Below are 18,620 nucleotides of genomic sequence, written 5' to 3'. Positions count from 1 at the left end.
TTGCCGTCGCATACCGGGCCATCATGTCAGGCGCCGCGATCCCCCAGAGAACAAGGGCCGTTCTGAAGTCCACTTTCCCTGCAAAAAAACACGCTTATCCGCTCATCCGGCATAAAGCGGTCTTTCCAACTGCTATCGGATGCTTACTCTCCAATCGAGAACTCATAGGCGGCGAAAGCGAGATTGCAGGCGTAAACGGCCGCCAGATAATCTGCCTTGGCTTTGTACCACGATTCTTCCGCCTGCCTTCGTTCAGCCAGGGTCATCCTGCCTTTTTGGTATTCTTCACTCGCCTTCTGATCGGCCTCCTCTGCAGCCTGCAGCGCCAGACTCATCTCTGCCTGCTTCGCCAGGGCAGATTCGAGCTTGCCGTAATTCGCCGTCACATCCTTCTTCGCTGCCTCTTGCAGCTTTATGAGCTCCAATCCCGCTTTCTTCACATCGTTCTTGGCGATTTGCCCCCGGTACGTTTCCAGGGAGGAATACAAGTAGATTATGTTGGCTCTTACTTCAAATGCTTTCAGTTCCGCCTGTTTTTTGAGAATTTCTGGCCGCTGCTGCCAGGCCTTTTCAATCGCAAGCTCAAGTGCGGGCAGTTCGTTGGATGGGAGAAAATGACTCTCGTTTAGTTTCCACTGTACGTCGTCACTCTCACCCATCCATTCATTTAATCGGGACAATGCCTTCTGAAAATTGTCTTCGGCATCCGCTATCGCCTTTTTCCCCTCTTCATTCTCGCTTTGGGCAAATTGCCGCATTTTTAGTTCCAGATTTTCCTGTGTGTAGAGCACTTCATAAAATGCCCTGGCGGTGTCCAGCTTCAGCTTTTTTTCCTGCGCTTCTACGGAGTAGCGCTTCAGTTCCTTTTCCTTTTCGGCTTTGGCTAGGGATTCGTATTTGCTCAACGCCCGGTCCAAAGTCATTTCCAATTTCGCGTTGATGCTTTTGGACGCGAAGCGGGCCAACTGCAATCTCGCTTCTTCCGAATCCAGATCAAGCCGCAGGATCGCCAGGTCGATATTGCTCCCCAGGGTTTTTTCTACTGCTTCCTGCAGTGTTAAATCGGTAAGCTGGATCGATTGATAAGATGTGTCAGCGGCTGCCTTCATCACAGGTGATCCGGCCAGCATCACCGCAGCCGCTGCCGCTGCGATCAGGGGACTACGCAATCTCACAAAACTAGCACCTCGTATCTGACTGATGGTTGCGGCAGGCAAAGCTTCCCTCTGCCACGCCTCTACTATAGGACGGTGCTGCGTGTGAATAGTTACAAGGCAAATCGATAAAATTCTTTTCGGGGGAATCAGTTACCGTTTAGTGCGGAACCTCGTCAGGAATGATTGCAGCCGCGGACTTTGCGGATTACCGAAGATCTGGTCGGGCGGGCCCTGTTCGACAATTTTTCCTCCATCCGTAAAGACCACGCGGTCCGCCACTTCTCTGGCAAATTCCATTTCATGCGTGATGAGAAGCATCGCCATCTCCCCTTCGCGGGCGATCTCTTTGATTACGGCGAGGACTTCGCCGACAAGTTCCGGATCCAGTGCGGAGGTCGGTTCGTCAAACACCATGACCTTTGGCCGCATGACGAGCGCCCTGGCGATGGCAACCCGCTGTTTTTGTCCGCCTGACAACTGGGAAGGATAGGCCTCTGTTTTATCTTCAAGCCCTACCTTTCTCAGCATTTCTACAGCTCTCTCCCTGGCCTCCTCTTTGGGCATGCCCAACACGTGAACGGGCGCTTCCGTACAATTTCGCAGAATTGTCATATGCGGAAAAAGGTTAAAATGCTGGAAGACCATGCCGATATTTCCGCGAATTCTGTGCAAATGCTTTTCGTTAGCCCGGACCAGCTTTCCATTCACTCGTTTGTGCCAAAGCAGTTCCCCGTCCACCTCGATCGTTCCGGAGGTGGGCTCCTCCAAGGTCATCAGCAGACGGGCGAGCGTCGTTTTGCCAGAACCGCTGGGTCCGATTACCGCCACTTTTTCGCCGGATGCGATATCGAGATTGATTCCATCGAGTATCTGCTGTTCCCCAAACGACTTGCTGATATTCTGATAGCGGACAAGCGGACTGATCCTTCCGGCAACCGGCGTAGCTTCCTCTTTCGTTGCGAGCGGCATATTCATACGATCTATCCCCTTTCTTATTTTAAGCTGATTCGCGCTTCCAAGCGCCGGATGAGCAGGGCGGACGGGTAGCTGAGCAGCAGGAACAAGAGACCGACAACGGTAAATGCTTCCACATAGCGGAAAGAAGCGGCGCCGATCAACTTGGCCGTCGCCATCATCTCCACCACGGTGATCGTCGAAAGCAGCGGCGTCTCTTTGAACATGACGATGAGGTAGTTGCCCAGCACCGGAGTGATCGGCCGAATCGCCTGCGGCAGGACGATTTTCGTCCAGGTTTTCCATCTGGAAAAATTGAGCGCGGTTGCCGCTTCCCACTGACCTTTGGATACGGCCTCGATGCCGGAGCGGTACACCTCTGACAGATAGGTGCTGTAGTGGATTCCGAGCCCGAGCACCCCGATGGTCAAGGCGGAGAAGTGAATCCCATAGACAGGGAGCGCAAAGTAGAGAAAGTACAACTGGATCAATAGCGGCGTACTGCGGATAAATTCGGTCACGGCCGCAACGGTCCAGGACAGCGGCTTAAACTTTGCGCGCCGCCCCAAAGCGAGCAGCAATCCAAGGATCAAGGCCAGGAAAAACGCAAGAATCGTCGTCATGATCGTGATGTGAATGACACTGAGCAATTTGGGCAGCACAGACATGGCGAATTCCCAATTCCACATACCTATGTCCTCCCCGCTGTAACAAATTTTTCAAGCAGGCGAACGCCAAGCGTGACGACTGCCGCCATGACGAAGTACATGATCAACAACAGCCCCAGGATTTGCGGGGTGCTGGAAATGTCAAACGTGCGAAGCAGCATGCCCTTGAACGTCAAATCGGCCAGCGTAATCAGCGAAACGAGCGATGTCCCTTTTAACAGCTCGATCAGCAGGTTGCCAAATGCCGGCAGCATCATGACGACCGCTTGGGGCAGGACGATTTTTTTCATGCGCTGGAAGGGCGTCATGTTGAGCGCAATGGCTGCCTCGATCTGCCCCTTGGGGACCGCCTGAATCGAACTTCGGACAATCTCCGAGCCGTATGCGCCATAGTTGCATCCCATCGCAATAAGTCCGGCTGCCATTGGTGTGAGCTCGAAACCGAGCAGCGGCAGGGCAAAATACAGCCAAAACAGCTGAATCATCAGAGAGGTACCGCGGAAAAATTCGACGTAGACCGCCGTTGCGATGCGTATCGGGGTATGCTTTGACATCCGGCCGAAGCCTGCGAGAAAAGCAATGGCGATGGTGAGAACAGCCGAATAGGCAAATATCTGTGCCGTCATTCCGGCGCCGCTCATCAGCGGCGCCAGGAACCCGGCCCCTGCATCTGTATTCATAAGGTGCCTGCTCCTTTCTGTCTACTTCATTCTTTGACAAGCTGTTCTGCTGTCATGTCACCCGGCAATTCTTGCTCCGTAAAGCCGAAGGGCTCCAGAATTTCCAGCAGTCTGCCGGACTCCTTCAGCTTTTGCAGCTCGCTGTTGTACGCCTTGAGGAAATCCTGATCCTCTTTGCGGAACGCAGCAGCTCCGTAACCGCGGATACTCTGTCCATCGATGACCGGCTGATCGAACTCCATGACCCGCTCGATGCCGCTATCCTTTGCCGAATCCAGCACCGCTTGCAGAGACGGCCCCGTCATCGTAATCGCGTCCACCCGGCCTGACTGCAGTGCCGCCACAGCCGATGGCTGGTCGGTCACGATCACCATCTGGTCATCGCCAACGCCCGACTTTTTTAAATAGTCAATCTCTATCGCGCCGCTCATCACGCCGATTTTTGCCTTCTTCTCGGCGATATCCTTATAGCTGTGGAGATCCTTGGGATTCCCTTTCTTCACGGCCAAAGCCTCGCCAATGCTGTACTCCGGGTTGGCAAAGGCCACTTCTTTCGCTCTCTCGGGTGTGATGTACATCCCCGCCGTAATAATGTCAAAGCGTTTGGCATTCAGTCCCGGGATCAGCGAGCCGAATTCGGTCAGTACCCCATTCATCTCGTCTATGCCCATGTTCTTCAGCACCTCTCTCGCTACCTCGACCGCCTCACCGCTCAGCTTGCCGTCCGGTGTCTGATACGCGTACGGCTTCTCATTGGCAAATCCGACCGTCACAACTCCTTGCTGCTTGGCTTTTTCAAGTGTAGAGACTCCGCTCTCCTCATTCGCCCCACCCCCGGAGCTGCTGCAGCCTGCCATCAACAACCCTATCGACAAAACTCCTGTAAGCAAAAATGAAAGCCCCTTTTTGTTCAATGTTCTTTCCCCTTTCTAGCTGGTGCCTAAAAATAAATAACCGGTGCCTGCTCTTCCCCTAGAACCGAAGTTCCAGGAAAAAAGTCTGCACCGGTATTCATCGCCTGATTATCGGTCTGGCCTTAAAACGACCATACCTCAGACCGTGCTCTGCTCGCCAAATAAACGGAATATTCCGCCTATTTATGCGACCCGTTTTCCAGGATCTTCTCTGCATTAGCCGGCGAGGTTAGCTGACGGGTAGGATGGCAGAGAAGCTGAGCTCTAAAACATCCCTCCTGATATCACTTCAAGGATTAACCCCAAAAACCTGGTTCCCCCGCTCCCATCCAAAGATGGAATTAGGCCTTTTGTATTCAGTTGTAAAAGCAAGCCTTGAGTCTGTGTGCCGCTTTGTTGTTTTCTATGGTACCACAGCAAAAATTTCAACTCATCCTCGATATATTCTGATAATAGGCGAGATAGCCGGCTCTCTTTCCGATACTCCCGCTGACCGGACCGAGCCTCCCTTTTCCTCCCAATTGGAGCCAGATGCTGGCAAGTCCACCTTTTAGAAGGCGCAGTGAGGGTTGGCTACCGTGCCGGACATGGACATTGCCTGATGAATCGGATGGAAAAAAATGGACTAAAGGTTCAAGTTTCTGGTTACGAAGTAGCAGAAACAGATGATTCCGTTAAAAAAGGGAGCTAAATTACCATGCGTTACTAGGAATTCGGTTCCTGTACAAGCCATCGCGCTTTCCTTATATATAGGGTGAACCACACATATATTTCCATTCTGGTGAAAAGGAGTGTGACAAGCATGTGGGCAAGAGAGACAGATAGGTGCAGCTTCCAGCGCTTGGCCATGCGGACAACCGTCTTTTTTCTGGCGGTATTCCTCTGTCTATGCGGACAAGCTGCCGCGGCGGAACTGGAGCCGCAGATGAAGTGGTCGAAACGCTATGTCAAGGATGAGACGCGGGAATTGGTGAAGAAGGTCGTGGCCGCTCGAGACGGCGGAGCGCTTGTCTGGGCAGACGAAACGGATACTGCCTACCATATCCTCCCCCCGCTGCTGTTGAAAGTAGATGCGGCCGGTGAAGAAGAATGGACCAAGCGGATGCCGGAGGACTTCTGGATTGCCAGCGTCAAGCAGGCAAAGACAAGCGGTTTTCTCGTCATGGGGGCGCTTCGCTCCCAACCGGAAAAGCTGCAGTTGGTCCGCTTGAGCGAAACCGGAAAAACGGAGTGGACGAAACAGATCGCAGTAGAAGGCGGTGCGATGATCCCGCAGTACTATTCCCTGTTGTACAGCGATTTTGCGGAAACATCCGACGGCGGCTGGATCGCTGCTGGACGTTACTACCCTGGCGGCTACGACACAGGCAAAAAGTCTCTCGTCCACCTCGTAAAAATCACAGCTTCAGGCAAAGTCGAATGGGATAAAACATGGGACACACCGAACTTCAGCTCGGCAGACCGGATTATCATTACGGACAGCAAAGACGTCTATCTGCAAGGGACAGTATCTTCCGGCGACTCGCAGCTGTACATCGCAAAGCTGACCGAAGATGCCGAAGTCATCTGGAAGCACACCTATGATGAGGTTGGTTCTGTGACGATCCACTCGGTCCTGCCCGCAAGCGACGGCGGACTGCTCATTACCGGTTATGTAAACCGGTACAGGTACGATCCTGCGTACAATGACATCTTAGCCTGGCACATCAATGCCAAGGGAGATGTGGTCTGGCGGCAGCAGTACGGAGAAGAAGAACGCGGTGAAATCGGCTTGTCCCTGACTGAGAGGGCTGACGGAGGCTATATGCTGATCGCGCTGCTCGGGTCGGAACGGAATGAACCCTCAGACTGGAGTTTCATGACGCTGGATGATTCCGGCAACCTGTTGGATGAGAAAACCGTCACCTTCCCGCAAGTGCGGGTGATCGGGGCGGTTCCCCAGGGGGCTGGTGAATATCTGCTGTTGGGTCAATATTGGGAAAAAAGCACGACCCTTGCTGACAAGCGGGACATCTACCTGATTAAATACGGAAAGGCAAAGACGCTCATCTCGCTTCAACATGCCTACGATCACAAATTGAAACTGACCCTCGGAGATACCACACAGCTTCAGGTCAAGGCCGTTTATGATGACGGAACGGAGGAAGCTTTGACAAGCGCGGTCAAGTGGCAATCATCCGACGAAAACGTGGCCGCAGTAGATGGAGACGGACAAATTACGGCAAAACAAAAAGGCAAGGCGAAGATTACAGCTTCTCTCGAAGGGAAAAGCGCAATGTTCACGATCCAGGTGAAAAAGTAGCATTCCATGTAAAAAATCGCCCTTGGCCGGCATTCAAAGCGAGTGTCGGCTTGGGCGATTCGTTAGTCGCTTCTACCAATTGGCCGGCAGGCGATAAGTCGAAGCGCTACTGTGAAAATTGCCTCAGATCGATAACCCTGCTGCAAATCCGCTTGATCAGGCTGGCATCATGGCTTACCACGAGCAGTCCCATCTCATGCCTCTGGACATGTTCAAGCACTACGCGCCAGATCTGCGCCTGTGTGATGGCATCGAGCATCGCGGTCATTTCATCGGCAATCAAAAAACGAGTCTGCGGACTCAGCGCCCGCGCTACGCAAAAACGCTGCAGCTCTCCTCCCGACAGCTCGTTTGGCCAGCGGCCCAGCCACTCCTGCTGGATCCCGAGCGCTGCGAGCAGCGAATCGTCCGGCGTCCCGCCCTCCATCAAGGTCTGTCGCATGCGCCAGCGCGGATTGACTGCTTTCTCGGGATGCTGGAAGACAAGCTGAACAGGGTGATACCCCGTAGTCGGCAAAGATGCCCCGCCGAGTGTCACGCTGCCTTCATGAGGGCGCTCATAACCGGCCAGGATACGTCCCAGCGTCGTTTTGCCGCAGCCGCTCGGCCCCACCAACCCGACCGCTTCACCCGCCTGGATCGTGATGTCAACTCCCCGCAGCACCCAGCGGTCACGGCCGTAGCGAAAACCAATCTGCTTCGCTTCAAGTTGCATGGATGCACCTCACAGTTCCCCCGCGCACATTCCGCTCTTCCGGGCGATCGGTGTCGCACTCAGGCGCAGCCATGGGACAGCGGGGGTGAAACAGGCATCCGGAAGGCAGCGCATGGGGCGGAGGCTGAAACCCCGGAATCGGTTCAAAACCGTTTTGCGGCAGCGCTCTCCACAGTGCTTTGGTATAGGGATGGCGGAGCGCCTCACCCTCTCCGGTAAAATCCGTCACAAGCGCGGTCTCGACTGTCGTGCCCGCATAAAAGACGGCGATGCGGTCGGCGATCTTGAGCGCTGTTTCGATATCGTGCGTGATCAACATCACACCTCGGCCCTCTTCTGCCAGTTCCCGAAAATACCCCAAGGTTTCCTCGACCGCCGCTTCATCAAGTCCGGGTGTCGGCTCGTCAGCGATCACCAGCCGAGCACCGCTGACCAATGCGGTAGAGACAAGGACGCGACGCGCCATGCCTCCTGACAATTGAAAGGGAAACAGCCGCTTTGTATCAGGGGGCAGATTGTACCTGGCAAATACCTCGCGCTGGATGTCGGCAGCTTGGCCGCCATTCACAGCCGTACGCACCTGTTTACCCACTCGCATCAAGGGATCGAGGTAATTGACGGACTGCGGAATCAGCGCGATTTCCCGTCCTCTTAGCGATGCCTGCTGCTCTGGTGTCAGCTTTTGGCCGGCAAATACGATCGAACCGGAAGTGACGGCATTGCCAGGCAGAAGACCGAGCACGGCATGGGCCAGCAAGCTTTTGCCGGAACCGCTCGCACCTACGACAGCCAGAATTTCTCCGGGATAAATCGATACGGACAGTCTGCTGATCACCTCCAGGCTCCTTTGCCGCAGGCCGCCCGAATACTGCACAAATGATACGTTCAAGTCCTGCACCTCGAGGATCGGTGCGGTCACTGTCTGGGTTCGCACGTTCCTTCCTCCCTCCTCTCTGCTTCGATTCGTTATACCGGTTTGTCAGCCGATTTATTGATGGGCGCGATGGGGATCAGCCAGCATGCGCAGGTTGTCGCCTAGAATATCGAAGGCCCGGACGATGACGAGCAGGGACAGCCCCGGAAAAAAGGCAAGCCACCACATGCCTGTCGTCAAGTACCGCATTGATTCCGAGAGAATGATGCCAATCGCCGGCTGGTGCGGGGACAAGCCAAAGCCCAGGAAACTGATCGCCGCCTCGTGCAAAATGGCGTGGGGAAACAGCAGCACGAAGCCGACGAGCAGCTGCGGGATCAGATGGGGCAGCATGTGACGGCTGGCCACCCACCATCGCGACTTGCCCAGCCGCCGGGAAATCTGGACAAACTCGGCCGAACGAAGCTGCATGACCTCGGCCCGAATCACCCGCGCCAGGCTTGGCCAATGGGTGAGCGCAATGCCGGCCACTACTCCCTTCATTCCCCCTCCCAGCGCAAACGAAATCAGGATCAGGGCAACCAGGTGAGGAACGCCCAAAAACAAATCGATCAACCAAGAGATGGCGGCATCGACAGCCTTGCCCATCGTGGCTGCCAGCATCCCCAATGCAAGTGCAACTGCCGTACTTGCTGCGGCAGCGGTGATGCCAACGCCGATACTTACTGTCAGCCCTTTCACCGTCCGGGCAAACATATCCCGGCCGAGCCAATCCGTCCCGAACGGATGGTCAAACGCGGGAGAGATATTTCTCGCCCCCAAATTTGTCGTGATCCGCTCATCGCCAAGCAATAGTCCGCAAGCGATGACAACAGTCAACAGCAGAACGGTCAGTACAGTAGAGATCAGGGTTTTCTGCCTGCGGTTCACGCCGCCTCCCCCTTCCTCATCCTCGGATCGACCAGGCGGTAGATGATATCCGCGACAAGGTTGCCGAGAAAAACAAAGAGAGCGGTAAACAGGACGATCCCCAAGAGCAGCGGTACGTCCCCCCGCAGCCCCGCCTGAACCGTTGCCTGACCAAGGCCCGGGTAAGAGAAGACCTGTTCCGCCAGGACGGTCCCGCCGACCAGCTCACCGAAGGAAGCGAATTGGATCGTGACGGCCGGCAAGGCGACATTGCGCAGGCCGTGCCGCCAAAACAGCAGCAGCCCGGCCTCTCCGCGGGCCCTGGCAAACAGGACATAATCGCTGGCCAGTACGTCGACGAGCTTTTGCCTCGTATGCAGGGCGACATTGGCAACACCGAGAATGCTCAGGGTCAGCGCTGGCAGGATGAGATGGTGGATGCGGTCGGCGATCGTCACATCGCCAGCCAGTTTCCCCGCCGGAACCCCTAAGCCTACCGGAAACCAACCCAGCCATACGGCAAATACCATCAATAGCAAAAGCCCCAGCCAAAACGCGGGAGTAGATGCAAGGGTAAAGCAGTACCATTTGACGAGGCGATCCGCCCAGGTGCCCTGTTTCATCCCGGCAAGTACCCCAAGCGCAAATCCCAGCACCCCGGAAAACAGCCAGGCTGCACCCATCAAGGACAGTGAAGACAGAAAACGCTCGCCGATCACCTCTGCAACCGGACGGCGAAAGATCATCGAAGTCCCCAAATCCCCGTGCAGAACTGCTGATCCCCAATGGAAAAACCGCGTCAGCGGCGGCTGGTTCAGTCCCCAGTACTCGGCAATCACTTCCCGCTGCTCGGGACTTACTCTCGTCATGTCAGCCCCGACATATGCTTGCACCGGGTCCAGAGGGGAGCAGCTGACCAGCCAGAAGGAGAGCGCGCTTAGAGCGATTAGCAATGTTGCCATTCGAAGCAGTTTTCGCAAAAGAAAAAAACCAAAGCCTCTAACGTCCAACCCGACTTCTCCCCCTTGCCCGTCATTCCTTCCAGGACCATTCTACGATGTTGTCTGTAATGGGCCATCCATGTCCGTGGGGCTGGATTTTTGGTTTGCCGATATCCAGGCCATCCCGTACCAGATACAGGTGCTGCCGGTTGACTAACCAGGCCCAGGGCGCATCCCCCTTGGCGCTGAATCCCGTCTTTCCGTCCCATTGCGCTTTTTTCCAATAGACCAGCGCCTCTTCTTCGCTCGTCGCCTTGAGCGCCTTCTCCATGTATTCATCCACGGCAGGGTTTGCGTAGAAGCCGGTATTGTACCAGCCGGCGCCTGCCGTCTTGCTGCTGTACAGGTTGTACATCTCCAGCGGATCATAGCTGCCCCAGCCAAACAGCACGGCATTCGAATGCATCATATGTTCGATGTCGTCCCAGCTCTTGCCTTCCACTTTGATAGCGATTCCCAGCGGCTTCAGCATATCGGCCACGGCGATCGCGAGCGATTGGCGCGATTCGTCGTCAGCCTGGTAAATAAGCGTAAACTCCGCTTTCAGAGAGCCTTTCTCCAGGATTCCGTCGCCGTCGGCATCCTTCCATCCGGCCTCCGCGAGAATGGTTCTGGCCCCTTCCAGATCGCCGTCCTCCATCACTGTATCCGGATTCCACCAAGGCATGCCGTCAGCCACCGAGTAAGCAGGCGTGCCAAAGCCTTCAAAAATCCCATCAACCAGCTTTTTCCGGTCCACTGCCAGGTTAATCGCCTTGCGAATCGAGCTATCGGCAGTCACATCATTCCCGATGGGAGCTCCGTCCTTGGTTGTTCCGCCGGAGCCTACCGTAGGAAAGAGAATTCCCCGGTTGTCCACGCTGTCGACGGCGACGAGATGCATGCCGGGCACCTCCTGCCGGGCGACGGTCGGCAGGACGAAAGCCATGTCTACCTCACCGGCTTTGGCAGCGGCAAATGCGGCATTCTCGTTCAGGAAGAGAAAGGTCAGTTTTGTAAAGGCCGACTTCGGTCCGTAGTACTCGGGGTTGGCCTCGACGATCAACTGCTGGCCTGCATCCCACTGCACCAGCTTGTAAGGTCCGGATCCAATCGGTTTTTTGGCGTAGTCATCACCATGGGCGTGCTTGGGTACAATCCCCGTGGCAACCAGGATATTGACGAAGGTGGACTGCGGGTGCTGCAGCGTAAACTTGACCGTATGGGGATCGGCGGCCTCTACGTGTTTCATCACGCCAAGATCGAGAACCGAACCGCTTTTCGCAGCGGTCTCGTAGGTGTACACCACGTCTTCAGCCGTCAACGGCCGGCCATCTGAGAATTTTACATCATCGCGAAGATGGACCGTCCAGACCAACCCGTCATCGCTTACTTCGTATCCCGTTGCCAAATCGTTTACGATCTTCAGATTGTTGTCACGCTTCAAAATGGTGCTTTGGAACAGCGGCGAGCCGTAACGTCCCCATCCGGTAGTCGGGTCGAAGCCATCTTCCGGCTCGTAGCCAATCGCGAGGATCAATTCATCCTTCTTCCCTGCCGTTTCTGCTGTACTCCCCTGATTCTTTGCCGTTGCACAACCGGTTAAGAAGAGGAGAGAAAACGCCAATAGCGATATAGCTGGAATTAATAACCATTTTCTATACATTTCTAAGATCACTCCATTCCAAACGTACCCATCATTTTATCTCGTCTCTATATATGTAGATTCGTTTCTTCCTTACCTGCAGCAAAGATAAACTGCTGACAGCTGCATGGACTGCCGTTGTTAGATTCATTGCTTTCCGAAAACTTTCCACTTCTTTAATAGAAGGATATGGCTGCATTGGGGGAAAAACAACTATGTTTGGCGGTCGCCAGAAAAATAGGGGTAACGAACTGCTTCGGGGAACTGTGTATGGATCATCCCGCATGCCGCAAGCAGACTATCGGCACCCGCGGAAGCCAATAAACCTACTATATTATATGTTTTCTAAACCGTATAATACAAGGAAAACAAAAAGGATGTCTCCCAGACACATCCTTTCATTTATTAGGGCGCTCTATTTACGTTTTTGGATCCATCGGCCATCTTCAACCCGAAGGAGGCTGTGGCTGCCATCTTCGAAAATGAAGGTTTTCTATCTAACCGGCGACTCTCGTTTGCAGTGATTTTTGAGTGTTGCCGAGCGTCATGCAGGCAATGATCGAAATCACAGCGGAGAGAATGAGGAACCAAAAAGCGGCGTCATAGGAGCCGTTAAATGCGGTGATTAAAAATCCCATGACCATAGGCGAAACAAAACCAGCCACCTGTCCTCCAAAATTGATCATGCCGGAGGCTGAACCCATCACTTCGGTCGGAAGGATTTTTACAGGCAGGGACCAGATCCCCGCGAATCCGGCATAAAGGAAAAAGGCGGAGAGAATCTGGTAGAGAATCGCCGACTCCAGCCCCTTTGTCGTAAACATCAGGTACAGGAAAATTACCCCTGCTATTTGGACCACGATGGCAAAATACTTTTCACGGCCTGCAAAGTACCTGTCGACCAGCCAGCCTCCGAGAAGCATGGCAATCCCCCCGGCGAAAAACGGCAGGGAAGCTACATAGCCGGCCTGCAGCAAATCCAGGTTACGGACTTTTAACAGATAGGAGGGCAGCCAGGAGGCAAAACCCCATAGCACGACATCCAATCCAAACCAGGCAACCACTAGTTTCCACATGGTCGGCGTCTGCAGCAAATCTTTCAGGGACATGCTTTGCTCGGATGGCTTTGCGCTGTCGTCCCCCCTTTGGACAGGCTTGCGCAGGAAAATTGCGTACACGACGGCGAGAATGAATCCGACCAGCGCAATCATCACAAACATCTTTCGCCATCCCAGCCAAATCATCATCGGTGCCGCAAACAATGGAGCGAGGGCGGCACCGAACGCATTGGACGACAACATCGCCGATTGCGCTTTTGCTCTTCCCGCTTTAGGGAAGTATTCGGCTATCGCCTTGGAGCTGGCTGCCGGAAACCCGCTTTCACCGATCCCAAACAAAAACCGAATGGCCAGCAGCGACATCAATGACCACGCCAACCCTGTCATCGCGGTAAACAGCGACCACATGATCAGCGCCACGATCATGATTCTTTTTGATCCGTACTTATCTGCCAGCCAGCCGCCTGGAATCTGCATCAATGCATAGCCGGCAAAGAAACTGCTGAGGACAATCCCCAATGAACTTGCCTCCAGGTGCAGGTCGCTTCCAATCGAGGTCAGGGCAACACTGATGACCATCCGGTCAAGGTATGCAAGAATCCAGCCGAAAAAAAGCAGAAAGAGAATAAAATAGTTATTTCCTGCCAAAGCGGCAATGCGGCTCATAACGTTCCCCCTTATGAGGCGAATGGACTGATTTGCCGATGTTGCAGACAGCTTCCCTATATCTTTTTGATAAACCTGCCTTGCTTCACCATGTAGAAGATTCCGTTTCGAACAACGGGAGTTCCATTTACGAAGACGTGGTGAAATCCGACAGCTGTTTCGGAAGGAGACTCATATGTGGCGGCATCCGCAACGATGTTTGGATCGAACACGACGAGGTCGGCAAAGGCTCCTTCACGAATCATTCCGCGATCCCGCAAGCCAAGTTTTTTCGCGGGAAAAGAAGTCATCTTCCGAATGGCATCTTCCAGGCAAAGCACTTTTTCGTCCCGCGTGTAGTGCCCCAAGACTCTTGCAAAGGTGCCAAAGTAGCGAGGATGGGTTTTTCCGGGGTCGGGAATCCCGTCCGATCCGATCATGGTTTCAGACTGCTTCATGATAAAGCGAACATCATCTTCACTCATCATGAAGATGACCATCGTCGCGACCCCTTCCTCCTCGATGAGGGTGTCACACAGTGCCGTCACTGGATCCTGCCCGCGCTCCTGTGCGATGTCCCGTAAGCTTTTGCCTTCCAGTTCTTTGCGGTATTTGGCTGAGGCGATGAATACCTGATCCCAGCCTGCATTCTTGGCGATATTTTCCCATCCAGGGATTCCGCGCTCCATATCATTCATAATCTTCCGTCTATTATCGGGATCGCGAAGCCGCTGCAGCATTTCCTGAACCCCTCCCTCGTGACACCAGGGGGGCAGCAGTGCGGACAGCAGCGTACTTCCCGCCGTGTAGGGATACAGGTCCATGTCGACGTCGATTCCGTTTTCCCTCGCCTGCTTGATCATGGCCACGGTTGTTTTCGGTTTGCCCCAATTTTGTTTGCCGGCCGCCTTATGATGGGAGATCTGTACCGGAATAGCTGCGCTTCGCCCAATCGCGATGGATTCCTCCACGGCTTCTACAACCCGGTCCGACTCGTTTCGCATGTGGGTTGCATATATGCCGCCGTGTTCCCGAACCACACGGGAGAGCTCGATCAATTCTTCCGTAGAACAGAAAACACCCGGCGGATAAATCAGTCCGCTGGAGAGCCCAAATGCCCCTTCTTCCATTGTCTGCGCGACAAGCTGTTTCATCATATCCATTTCTTCCTCTGTCGGAGGACGTTTATCAAATCCCATGGCAGCAATGCGGATGGCTCCATGTCCAACTAATGGGATCAGATTCGTCACCATTCCCAAAGACGAGCAGACCTCGGCATATTCAGTGAGTGAAAACCAGCTCCATTCCAATTCTCCAAAAATACTGCTTACGTACTGCTTTAACAAGTGAGCATGGGCGGGATTGACGGGAAAGGCACTCATACCGCAGTTGCCGATTACTTCCGTTGTCACCCCTTGCATCACTTTCCCTTTTGACAGCTCCGGAACAAACGGCGCGTTATCGGAATGGGTATGAATATCGATAAAACCGGGTGCAACCGCCAGCCCCTGAACGTCGATCTCATCTTCTGCCGAAAAGCCAGCCACGCTTCCGATTCGCTCAATGCGATCGCCGTCGATCGCAATGTCTGCTTCATACCAGGAATTGCCGGTACCGTCATACACCCGGCCATTTCGCAGAATTCTCCTCATCGCAAACACCTCGCCTTCTTTATATGCATGCTGTCGGCAAGTGAAGGGAAGACACCTGCTCGTTCTTGTGAAGTCTACACTTCATAATATGTGTCAATATTGAAGCGTATGCTTCCATAGCATCCAATTCCTTCAAACTGAATCCCCCTCTAGCGCACCAGTGCGTATTAGAGGGGGATTCAGTCTACACGATGTACTGTTTCTGTTCGCCGTAGTAGTATCTGTTTTCCGCGAGCTGGTGCAACGAGACGCCGATGGCAGAGAGGCCTTTTAAGGAGATGCTCGTATTAAAGCGGTCTTCTTCATTGTCAAAATCGATCTCCAGGATCTCTTGGATTCTTCCCAAACGGTACTTGAGCGTATTGATGTGAATGTGCAGCTGCTGGGCGGTGTGATGATAGTTGTACGTCTCCACGTACTTCTCCAGTGTTTCAATCAAGGCCTTTTTGCTTTGATGGGAGTAGGCGAGCAGCGGAGCGAACAACTCTTTTGCAAAGTCGAGGATCTCCACGTCGTTTAATTTCAGGAAAAGCTTGGTGGCCCCCAACTGGTCGTAGAAGACAATGTTTGACCCATGGGCCAGCTTTCTGCTGTATTCGAGGCATTTACCAGCGTCCTCATAGGACTTTCGCAGTTCCGGCAGCTGCTGGCAGATGCGGCCGACTCCGGCGGAAAAAGTGTCGTTGTACCGCTGATGGGCGATGCGCTGCTGAAGCTCCGTCAAACATCGCTTGACCCGTTTGGCGATCTGTGCCGAGTTCTCCCTGGTCTCATAATGAAACAGAATCACCAGATACGTCTGCCGAAAGATCACGTTTGCTTGAAGGTGCATCTCGCCGGCCAACTGCGTAAAGATGTCGAGCAGCTTGCGCATCCAGGTGTGACCCGACGTATAATCAGGCAGCTCCGGGCGGGAATCCCACTCCAGGATGACAAACTGATGCTTCTGGCTGGTGTTGATGCCGAGCAGGCCCGCCCGCAGCTTCATCCTCTCCTCATCCATACTGGTCAAGAGTTCGGAGAGAAACTCTCCCCGCAGCCGCTGTTCGGTCTCGAAGATAGCGGTTTTGCGCAGGATGTCCAGGGCGAGGATCAGGCTCACCTGCTCGATGAAACGGATCGACTCCGGGAGCAGCTTTCCCTGCTTTTCCACGACGATCAATACCCCCAGCCGCTCCCCGCTTGAGAAGATCGGCACGATGTAGACGGGGTACACGATGGGAAAATCGATACTGGGATCAAGCCGCTTGGCGATCCGCTCTGCGTAGATCGACTTCAGCTTTGACAAAAACGGCGGGGACGACAGCGAAAAGCCAAATGTCTCCACACCTGTCTCATCTTGTGACGACGCTACATGTGTGAAGCGCTGGTCGTACATGACGACCGGATTGCCGATCAGGGTAGAAATGTGCCGGATGATCTCAGTGATGTCCCGTTCCATCAGCAGCAATTCCATCAGCTGGGCGTGGTGTTCAAATTGCACGGTAAGCAGGTTATTCTGCTCCTTGATCCGCTGATTCAACTGCTCTAAAATGCCGTTGCGCTGCCTTTCCCTGTGAAATGTCCTGGCGTTTTCAATCGCAATCGCCACCGTATTGGCCATGATTTGCAAGAATTCGAGGTCAGCTCTAGCAACCGAATCTACCTCTGCGTAGAAATCGAGCGTGATGACGCCAACTGCCTTTCCCTGCCATTTCATCGGCGTACAGATGACGGAGTTGATCTGTCCGAGCGATTGTGTGGATTTTTGGTTAAAGTACCTGTTTTCCGGCGACATGGAGGCTGTTTGCTGCTCGATCTGCCTCTTTCCCGACAAGAGCAGCGGCTTTTCCTGCTGAAAGCAGGTACCTGTAATCGATTCACCAGGCTTCAGGCGGACGTGCTGCAAATATCGATAGTCAAAACCGACACAGCTTCGCGCCACTAATGCCTCTTCCTTGTCGTCGTAGAGAAAGATCACGCCGGCAATGGCTCCTTCAAACAACAGAATGGTCCGCTCCATCAGCTCGTGCAGGACCAGATCGAGGTCAGCGCTCGAGGAAATCGTCTGAATCGATTCGACCAATACATGCATCCGTTTCAAGTCAATATCCGCTCTGCAACGCGGTAGAGAACGGCTATCATCAAACACGCTGTTGGCCCCTCCTCTGCAAGAAGAAAAGCTTCAATGGAAGCCCCTCAAAGATGTGGTGAAGTCCAGCTTTCAAGACGCGAACAGTCCACCGGCGCGGGGAAGCTGCACTCAGGTACAGGCGGCGCGGCGCCATCTTCCCCGGTCGGTGGACAAGGATGGTTATATGTTGACTACCATATCTTCCAACGATCTGGAATAAGTCGTCAAGTATTCGGGTTCGCCATCGGTCACCACCACAGTGTCGGAGATGCGAACCCCGCCCAGCCCCGGCACGTAGATGCCCGGTTCACTGGAGAGAACCATGCCGGGGCGCAGCGGCGAGTTGTCTCCGTCCATCAGCCAAGGCGGCTCATGTCCTTCGATGCCCAGCCCGTGTCCCAAGCGATGCTTGATATACGCTCCCTCCCCTGCTTCCCGGATGACGGCCAGCGCCAGCCGGTTGGCTTCGGAGCAGGTTCGCCCGACGGACAGCGCTTCACAGCCCACCTGCTGCGCTTTTCGCATCAATTCGTACAAGCTGGCCTGCCGTGTGCTGGGTTCGCCGAGAAAAAAGGTGCGTTCGCTTTCGGTCGTATAACCGCCGACAGAACAAACGAAGCTTAAAATCAGATTGTCGCCCGGCTGCAGGCGCCGGCTGCTGGGCAAGCCATGGGGAAGCGCGGAACGCTCTCCGGAACAGACCAGCCCCATCGCTACGCCGGAGGTGAAGACGATTTCATCCAGTTCCGCCAGCATCTTTTGGACGACGCGCTGCATGACGGTTTGGTGAATCTCCAATTCGCTGATCCATCCCCGCTCCCGGATGACTTCCACACCCGCGCTCACCATGTAGTCGGAATACGTGCCGCACAGGCGGAGCAATTCCAGCTCTTCTTTCTCTTTCACCAGCCGCATATCGGACAAGATGTCTCCCGCAGGCACCCAGTTTACGTCCGGCAGGGCCTGGTCGATCATCTGCTTGTAGGCCCAGGGAATCGAGCCTTCAAAACCAAGCGGCTGTCTGGAAATCCCCTCGTTTTGCAGCTTCTGGCAAATCCACAAAACCGGGTAGGTTTCACCGGGGTAATCGAAGTAGACTTCCACCCGGTTGATCCAGTTCTCTTTGATGTGATCGACCTCCAGTTCCGGGACGTAGGCGATCGGTTCACCCGCCGCCGGCACGAATACGCCGATCGGACGCTCTGTCGGAATGTGAAAGAACCCGATTAGGTAGTAGATGTTGGTCGGTTTGAGCAGAAGCATGCCTGCCAACCCTCTTTTTTGCAATTCCGCCTGCAGCTGTTTTACTTTTCGTTGGTAAAAGGACGCCTGCAACCTCATGGACAACACCTCC

Annotated in this window: 15 protein-coding genes and 1 riboswitch; of the genes, 1 reads left to right on the top strand and 14 read right to left on the bottom strand. The window is 54.2% G+C overall.

What is annotated here, in order from left to right; genetic code table 11:
• Nucleotides 1-143 precede the first annotated feature (143 nt).
• From ACI7RC_RS01585 to ehuB, 5 genes are all read right to left on the bottom strand, one after another.
• The gene (locus ACI7RC_RS01585; protein ID WP_408106459.1) at nucleotides 144-1,175 is read right to left on the bottom strand and encodes a TolC family protein; all 1,032 of its coding nucleotides are present in this window, start codon (nucleotides 1,173-1,175) and stop codon (nucleotides 144-146) included.
• A gap of 132 nt (nucleotides 1,176-1,307) precedes the next feature.
• Nucleotides 1,308-2,132 carry an ectoine/hydroxyectoine ABC transporter ATP-binding protein EhuA gene (ehuA, locus tag ACI7RC_RS01580; RefSeq protein WP_408106458.1) on the bottom strand — a complete coding sequence of 275 codons (825 nt, stop codon included), beginning with the start codon at nucleotides 2,130-2,132 and terminating at the stop codon, nucleotides 1,308-1,310.
• A gap of 17 nt (nucleotides 2,133-2,149) precedes the next feature.
• Nucleotides 2,150-2,800, bottom strand: coding sequence for an ectoine/hydroxyectoine ABC transporter permease subunit EhuD (gene ehuD, locus ACI7RC_RS01575; protein ID WP_408106457.1), 651 nt, complete (start codon nucleotides 2,798-2,800; stop codon nucleotides 2,150-2,152).
• A 2-nt stretch (nucleotides 2,801-2,802) separates the two neighbouring features.
• On the bottom strand, nucleotides 2,803-3,459 hold the full coding sequence (gene ehuC / locus ACI7RC_RS01570; protein WP_408106456.1) for an ectoine/hydroxyectoine ABC transporter permease subunit EhuC: 657 nt from the start codon (nucleotides 3,457-3,459) through the stop codon (nucleotides 2,803-2,805).
• A gap of 26 nt (nucleotides 3,460-3,485) precedes the next feature.
• Entirely contained in the window at nucleotides 3,486-4,316 is an 831-nt protein-coding gene (gene ehuB / locus ACI7RC_RS01565; protein ID WP_408106716.1) for an ectoine/hydroxyectoine ABC transporter substrate-binding protein EhuB, read from the bottom strand.
• Between the two features lie 259 nt (nucleotides 4,317-4,575).
• A riboswitch (cyclic di-AMP (ydaO/yuaA leader) is annotated at nucleotides 4,576-4,731 on the bottom strand.
• 444 nt (nucleotides 4,732-5,175) lie between these two features.
• On the opposite strand from ehuB, the gene ACI7RC_RS01560 reads away from it, so the two are divergent.
• Nucleotides 5,176-6,675, top strand: coding sequence for an Ig-like domain-containing protein (locus tag ACI7RC_RS01560; RefSeq protein WP_408106455.1), 1,500 nt, complete (start codon nucleotides 5,176-5,178; stop codon nucleotides 6,673-6,675).
• A gap of 106 nt (nucleotides 6,676-6,781) precedes the next feature.
• Here the strand turns inward: ACI7RC_RS01560 and ACI7RC_RS01555 are convergent, their stop codons facing one another.
• The 9 genes from ACI7RC_RS01555 to ACI7RC_RS01515 all read right to left on the bottom strand — a co-directional run bounded on the left by ACI7RC_RS01555 (nucleotide 6,782) and on the right by ACI7RC_RS01515 (nucleotide 18,607).
• Complete coding sequence (locus tag ACI7RC_RS01555; protein ID WP_408106454.1) at nucleotides 6,782-7,390, bottom strand: ABC transporter ATP-binding protein; 609 nt, start codon at nucleotides 7,388-7,390, stop codon at nucleotides 6,782-6,784.
• Nucleotides 7,380-8,324 carry an ABC transporter ATP-binding protein gene (locus tag ACI7RC_RS01550; RefSeq protein WP_408106453.1) on the bottom strand — a complete coding sequence of 315 codons (945 nt, stop codon included), beginning with the start codon at nucleotides 8,322-8,324 and terminating at the stop codon, nucleotides 7,380-7,382. Before ACI7RC_RS01550 ends, ACI7RC_RS01555 begins: the two co-directional genes overlap by 11 nt.
• A gap of 54 nt (nucleotides 8,325-8,378) precedes the next feature.
• The gene (locus ACI7RC_RS01545; protein ID WP_408106452.1) at nucleotides 8,379-9,194 is read right to left on the bottom strand and encodes an ABC transporter permease; all 816 of its coding nucleotides are present in this window, start codon (nucleotides 9,192-9,194) and stop codon (nucleotides 8,379-8,381) included.
• Nucleotides 9,191-10,183 carry an ABC transporter permease gene (locus tag ACI7RC_RS01540; protein WP_408106451.1) on the bottom strand — a complete coding sequence of 331 codons (993 nt, stop codon included), beginning with the start codon at nucleotides 10,181-10,183 and terminating at the stop codon, nucleotides 9,191-9,193. The genes ACI7RC_RS01545 and ACI7RC_RS01540 overlap by 4 nt, the downstream gene beginning before the upstream one ends.
• Nucleotides 10,184-10,205: 22 nt before the next feature.
• Nucleotides 10,206-11,819 (bottom strand): ABC transporter substrate-binding protein, encoded by a 1,614-nt coding sequence (locus tag ACI7RC_RS01535; RefSeq protein WP_408106450.1) that lies wholly within the window; start codon nucleotides 11,817-11,819, stop codon nucleotides 10,206-10,208.
• A 476-nt stretch (nucleotides 11,820-12,295) separates the two neighbouring features.
• On the bottom strand, nucleotides 12,296-13,522 hold the full coding sequence (locus ACI7RC_RS01530) for an MFS transporter (RefSeq protein WP_408106449.1): 1,227 nt from the start codon (nucleotides 13,520-13,522) through the stop codon (nucleotides 12,296-12,298).
• A 56-nt stretch (nucleotides 13,523-13,578) separates the two neighbouring features.
• Nucleotides 13,579-15,153 (bottom strand): N-acyl-D-amino-acid deacylase family protein, encoded by a 1,575-nt coding sequence (locus tag ACI7RC_RS01525; protein ID WP_408106448.1) that lies wholly within the window; start codon nucleotides 15,151-15,153, stop codon nucleotides 13,579-13,581.
• Nucleotides 15,154-15,337: 184 nt separating this feature from the next.
• Complete coding sequence (locus ACI7RC_RS01520) at nucleotides 15,338-17,227, bottom strand: helix-turn-helix domain-containing protein (protein ID WP_408106715.1); 1,890 nt, start codon at nucleotides 17,225-17,227, stop codon at nucleotides 15,338-15,340.
• Between the two features lie 219 nt (nucleotides 17,228-17,446).
• The gene (locus ACI7RC_RS01515) at nucleotides 17,447-18,607 is read right to left on the bottom strand and encodes a M24 family metallopeptidase (protein ID WP_408106447.1); all 1,161 of its coding nucleotides are present in this window, start codon (nucleotides 18,605-18,607) and stop codon (nucleotides 17,447-17,449) included.
• Between the last annotated feature and the right edge of the window lie 13 nt (nucleotides 18,608-18,620).

This window comes from Brevibacillus sp. B_LB10_24 (genome assembly GCF_046036945.1).
Lineage (GTDB): Bacteria > Bacillota > Bacilli > Brevibacillales > Brevibacillaceae > Brevibacillus_C.
The sequence above is the reverse complement of the archived record's forward strand: the minus strand, read 5'-3'. Positions and strand labels throughout refer to the sequence as shown.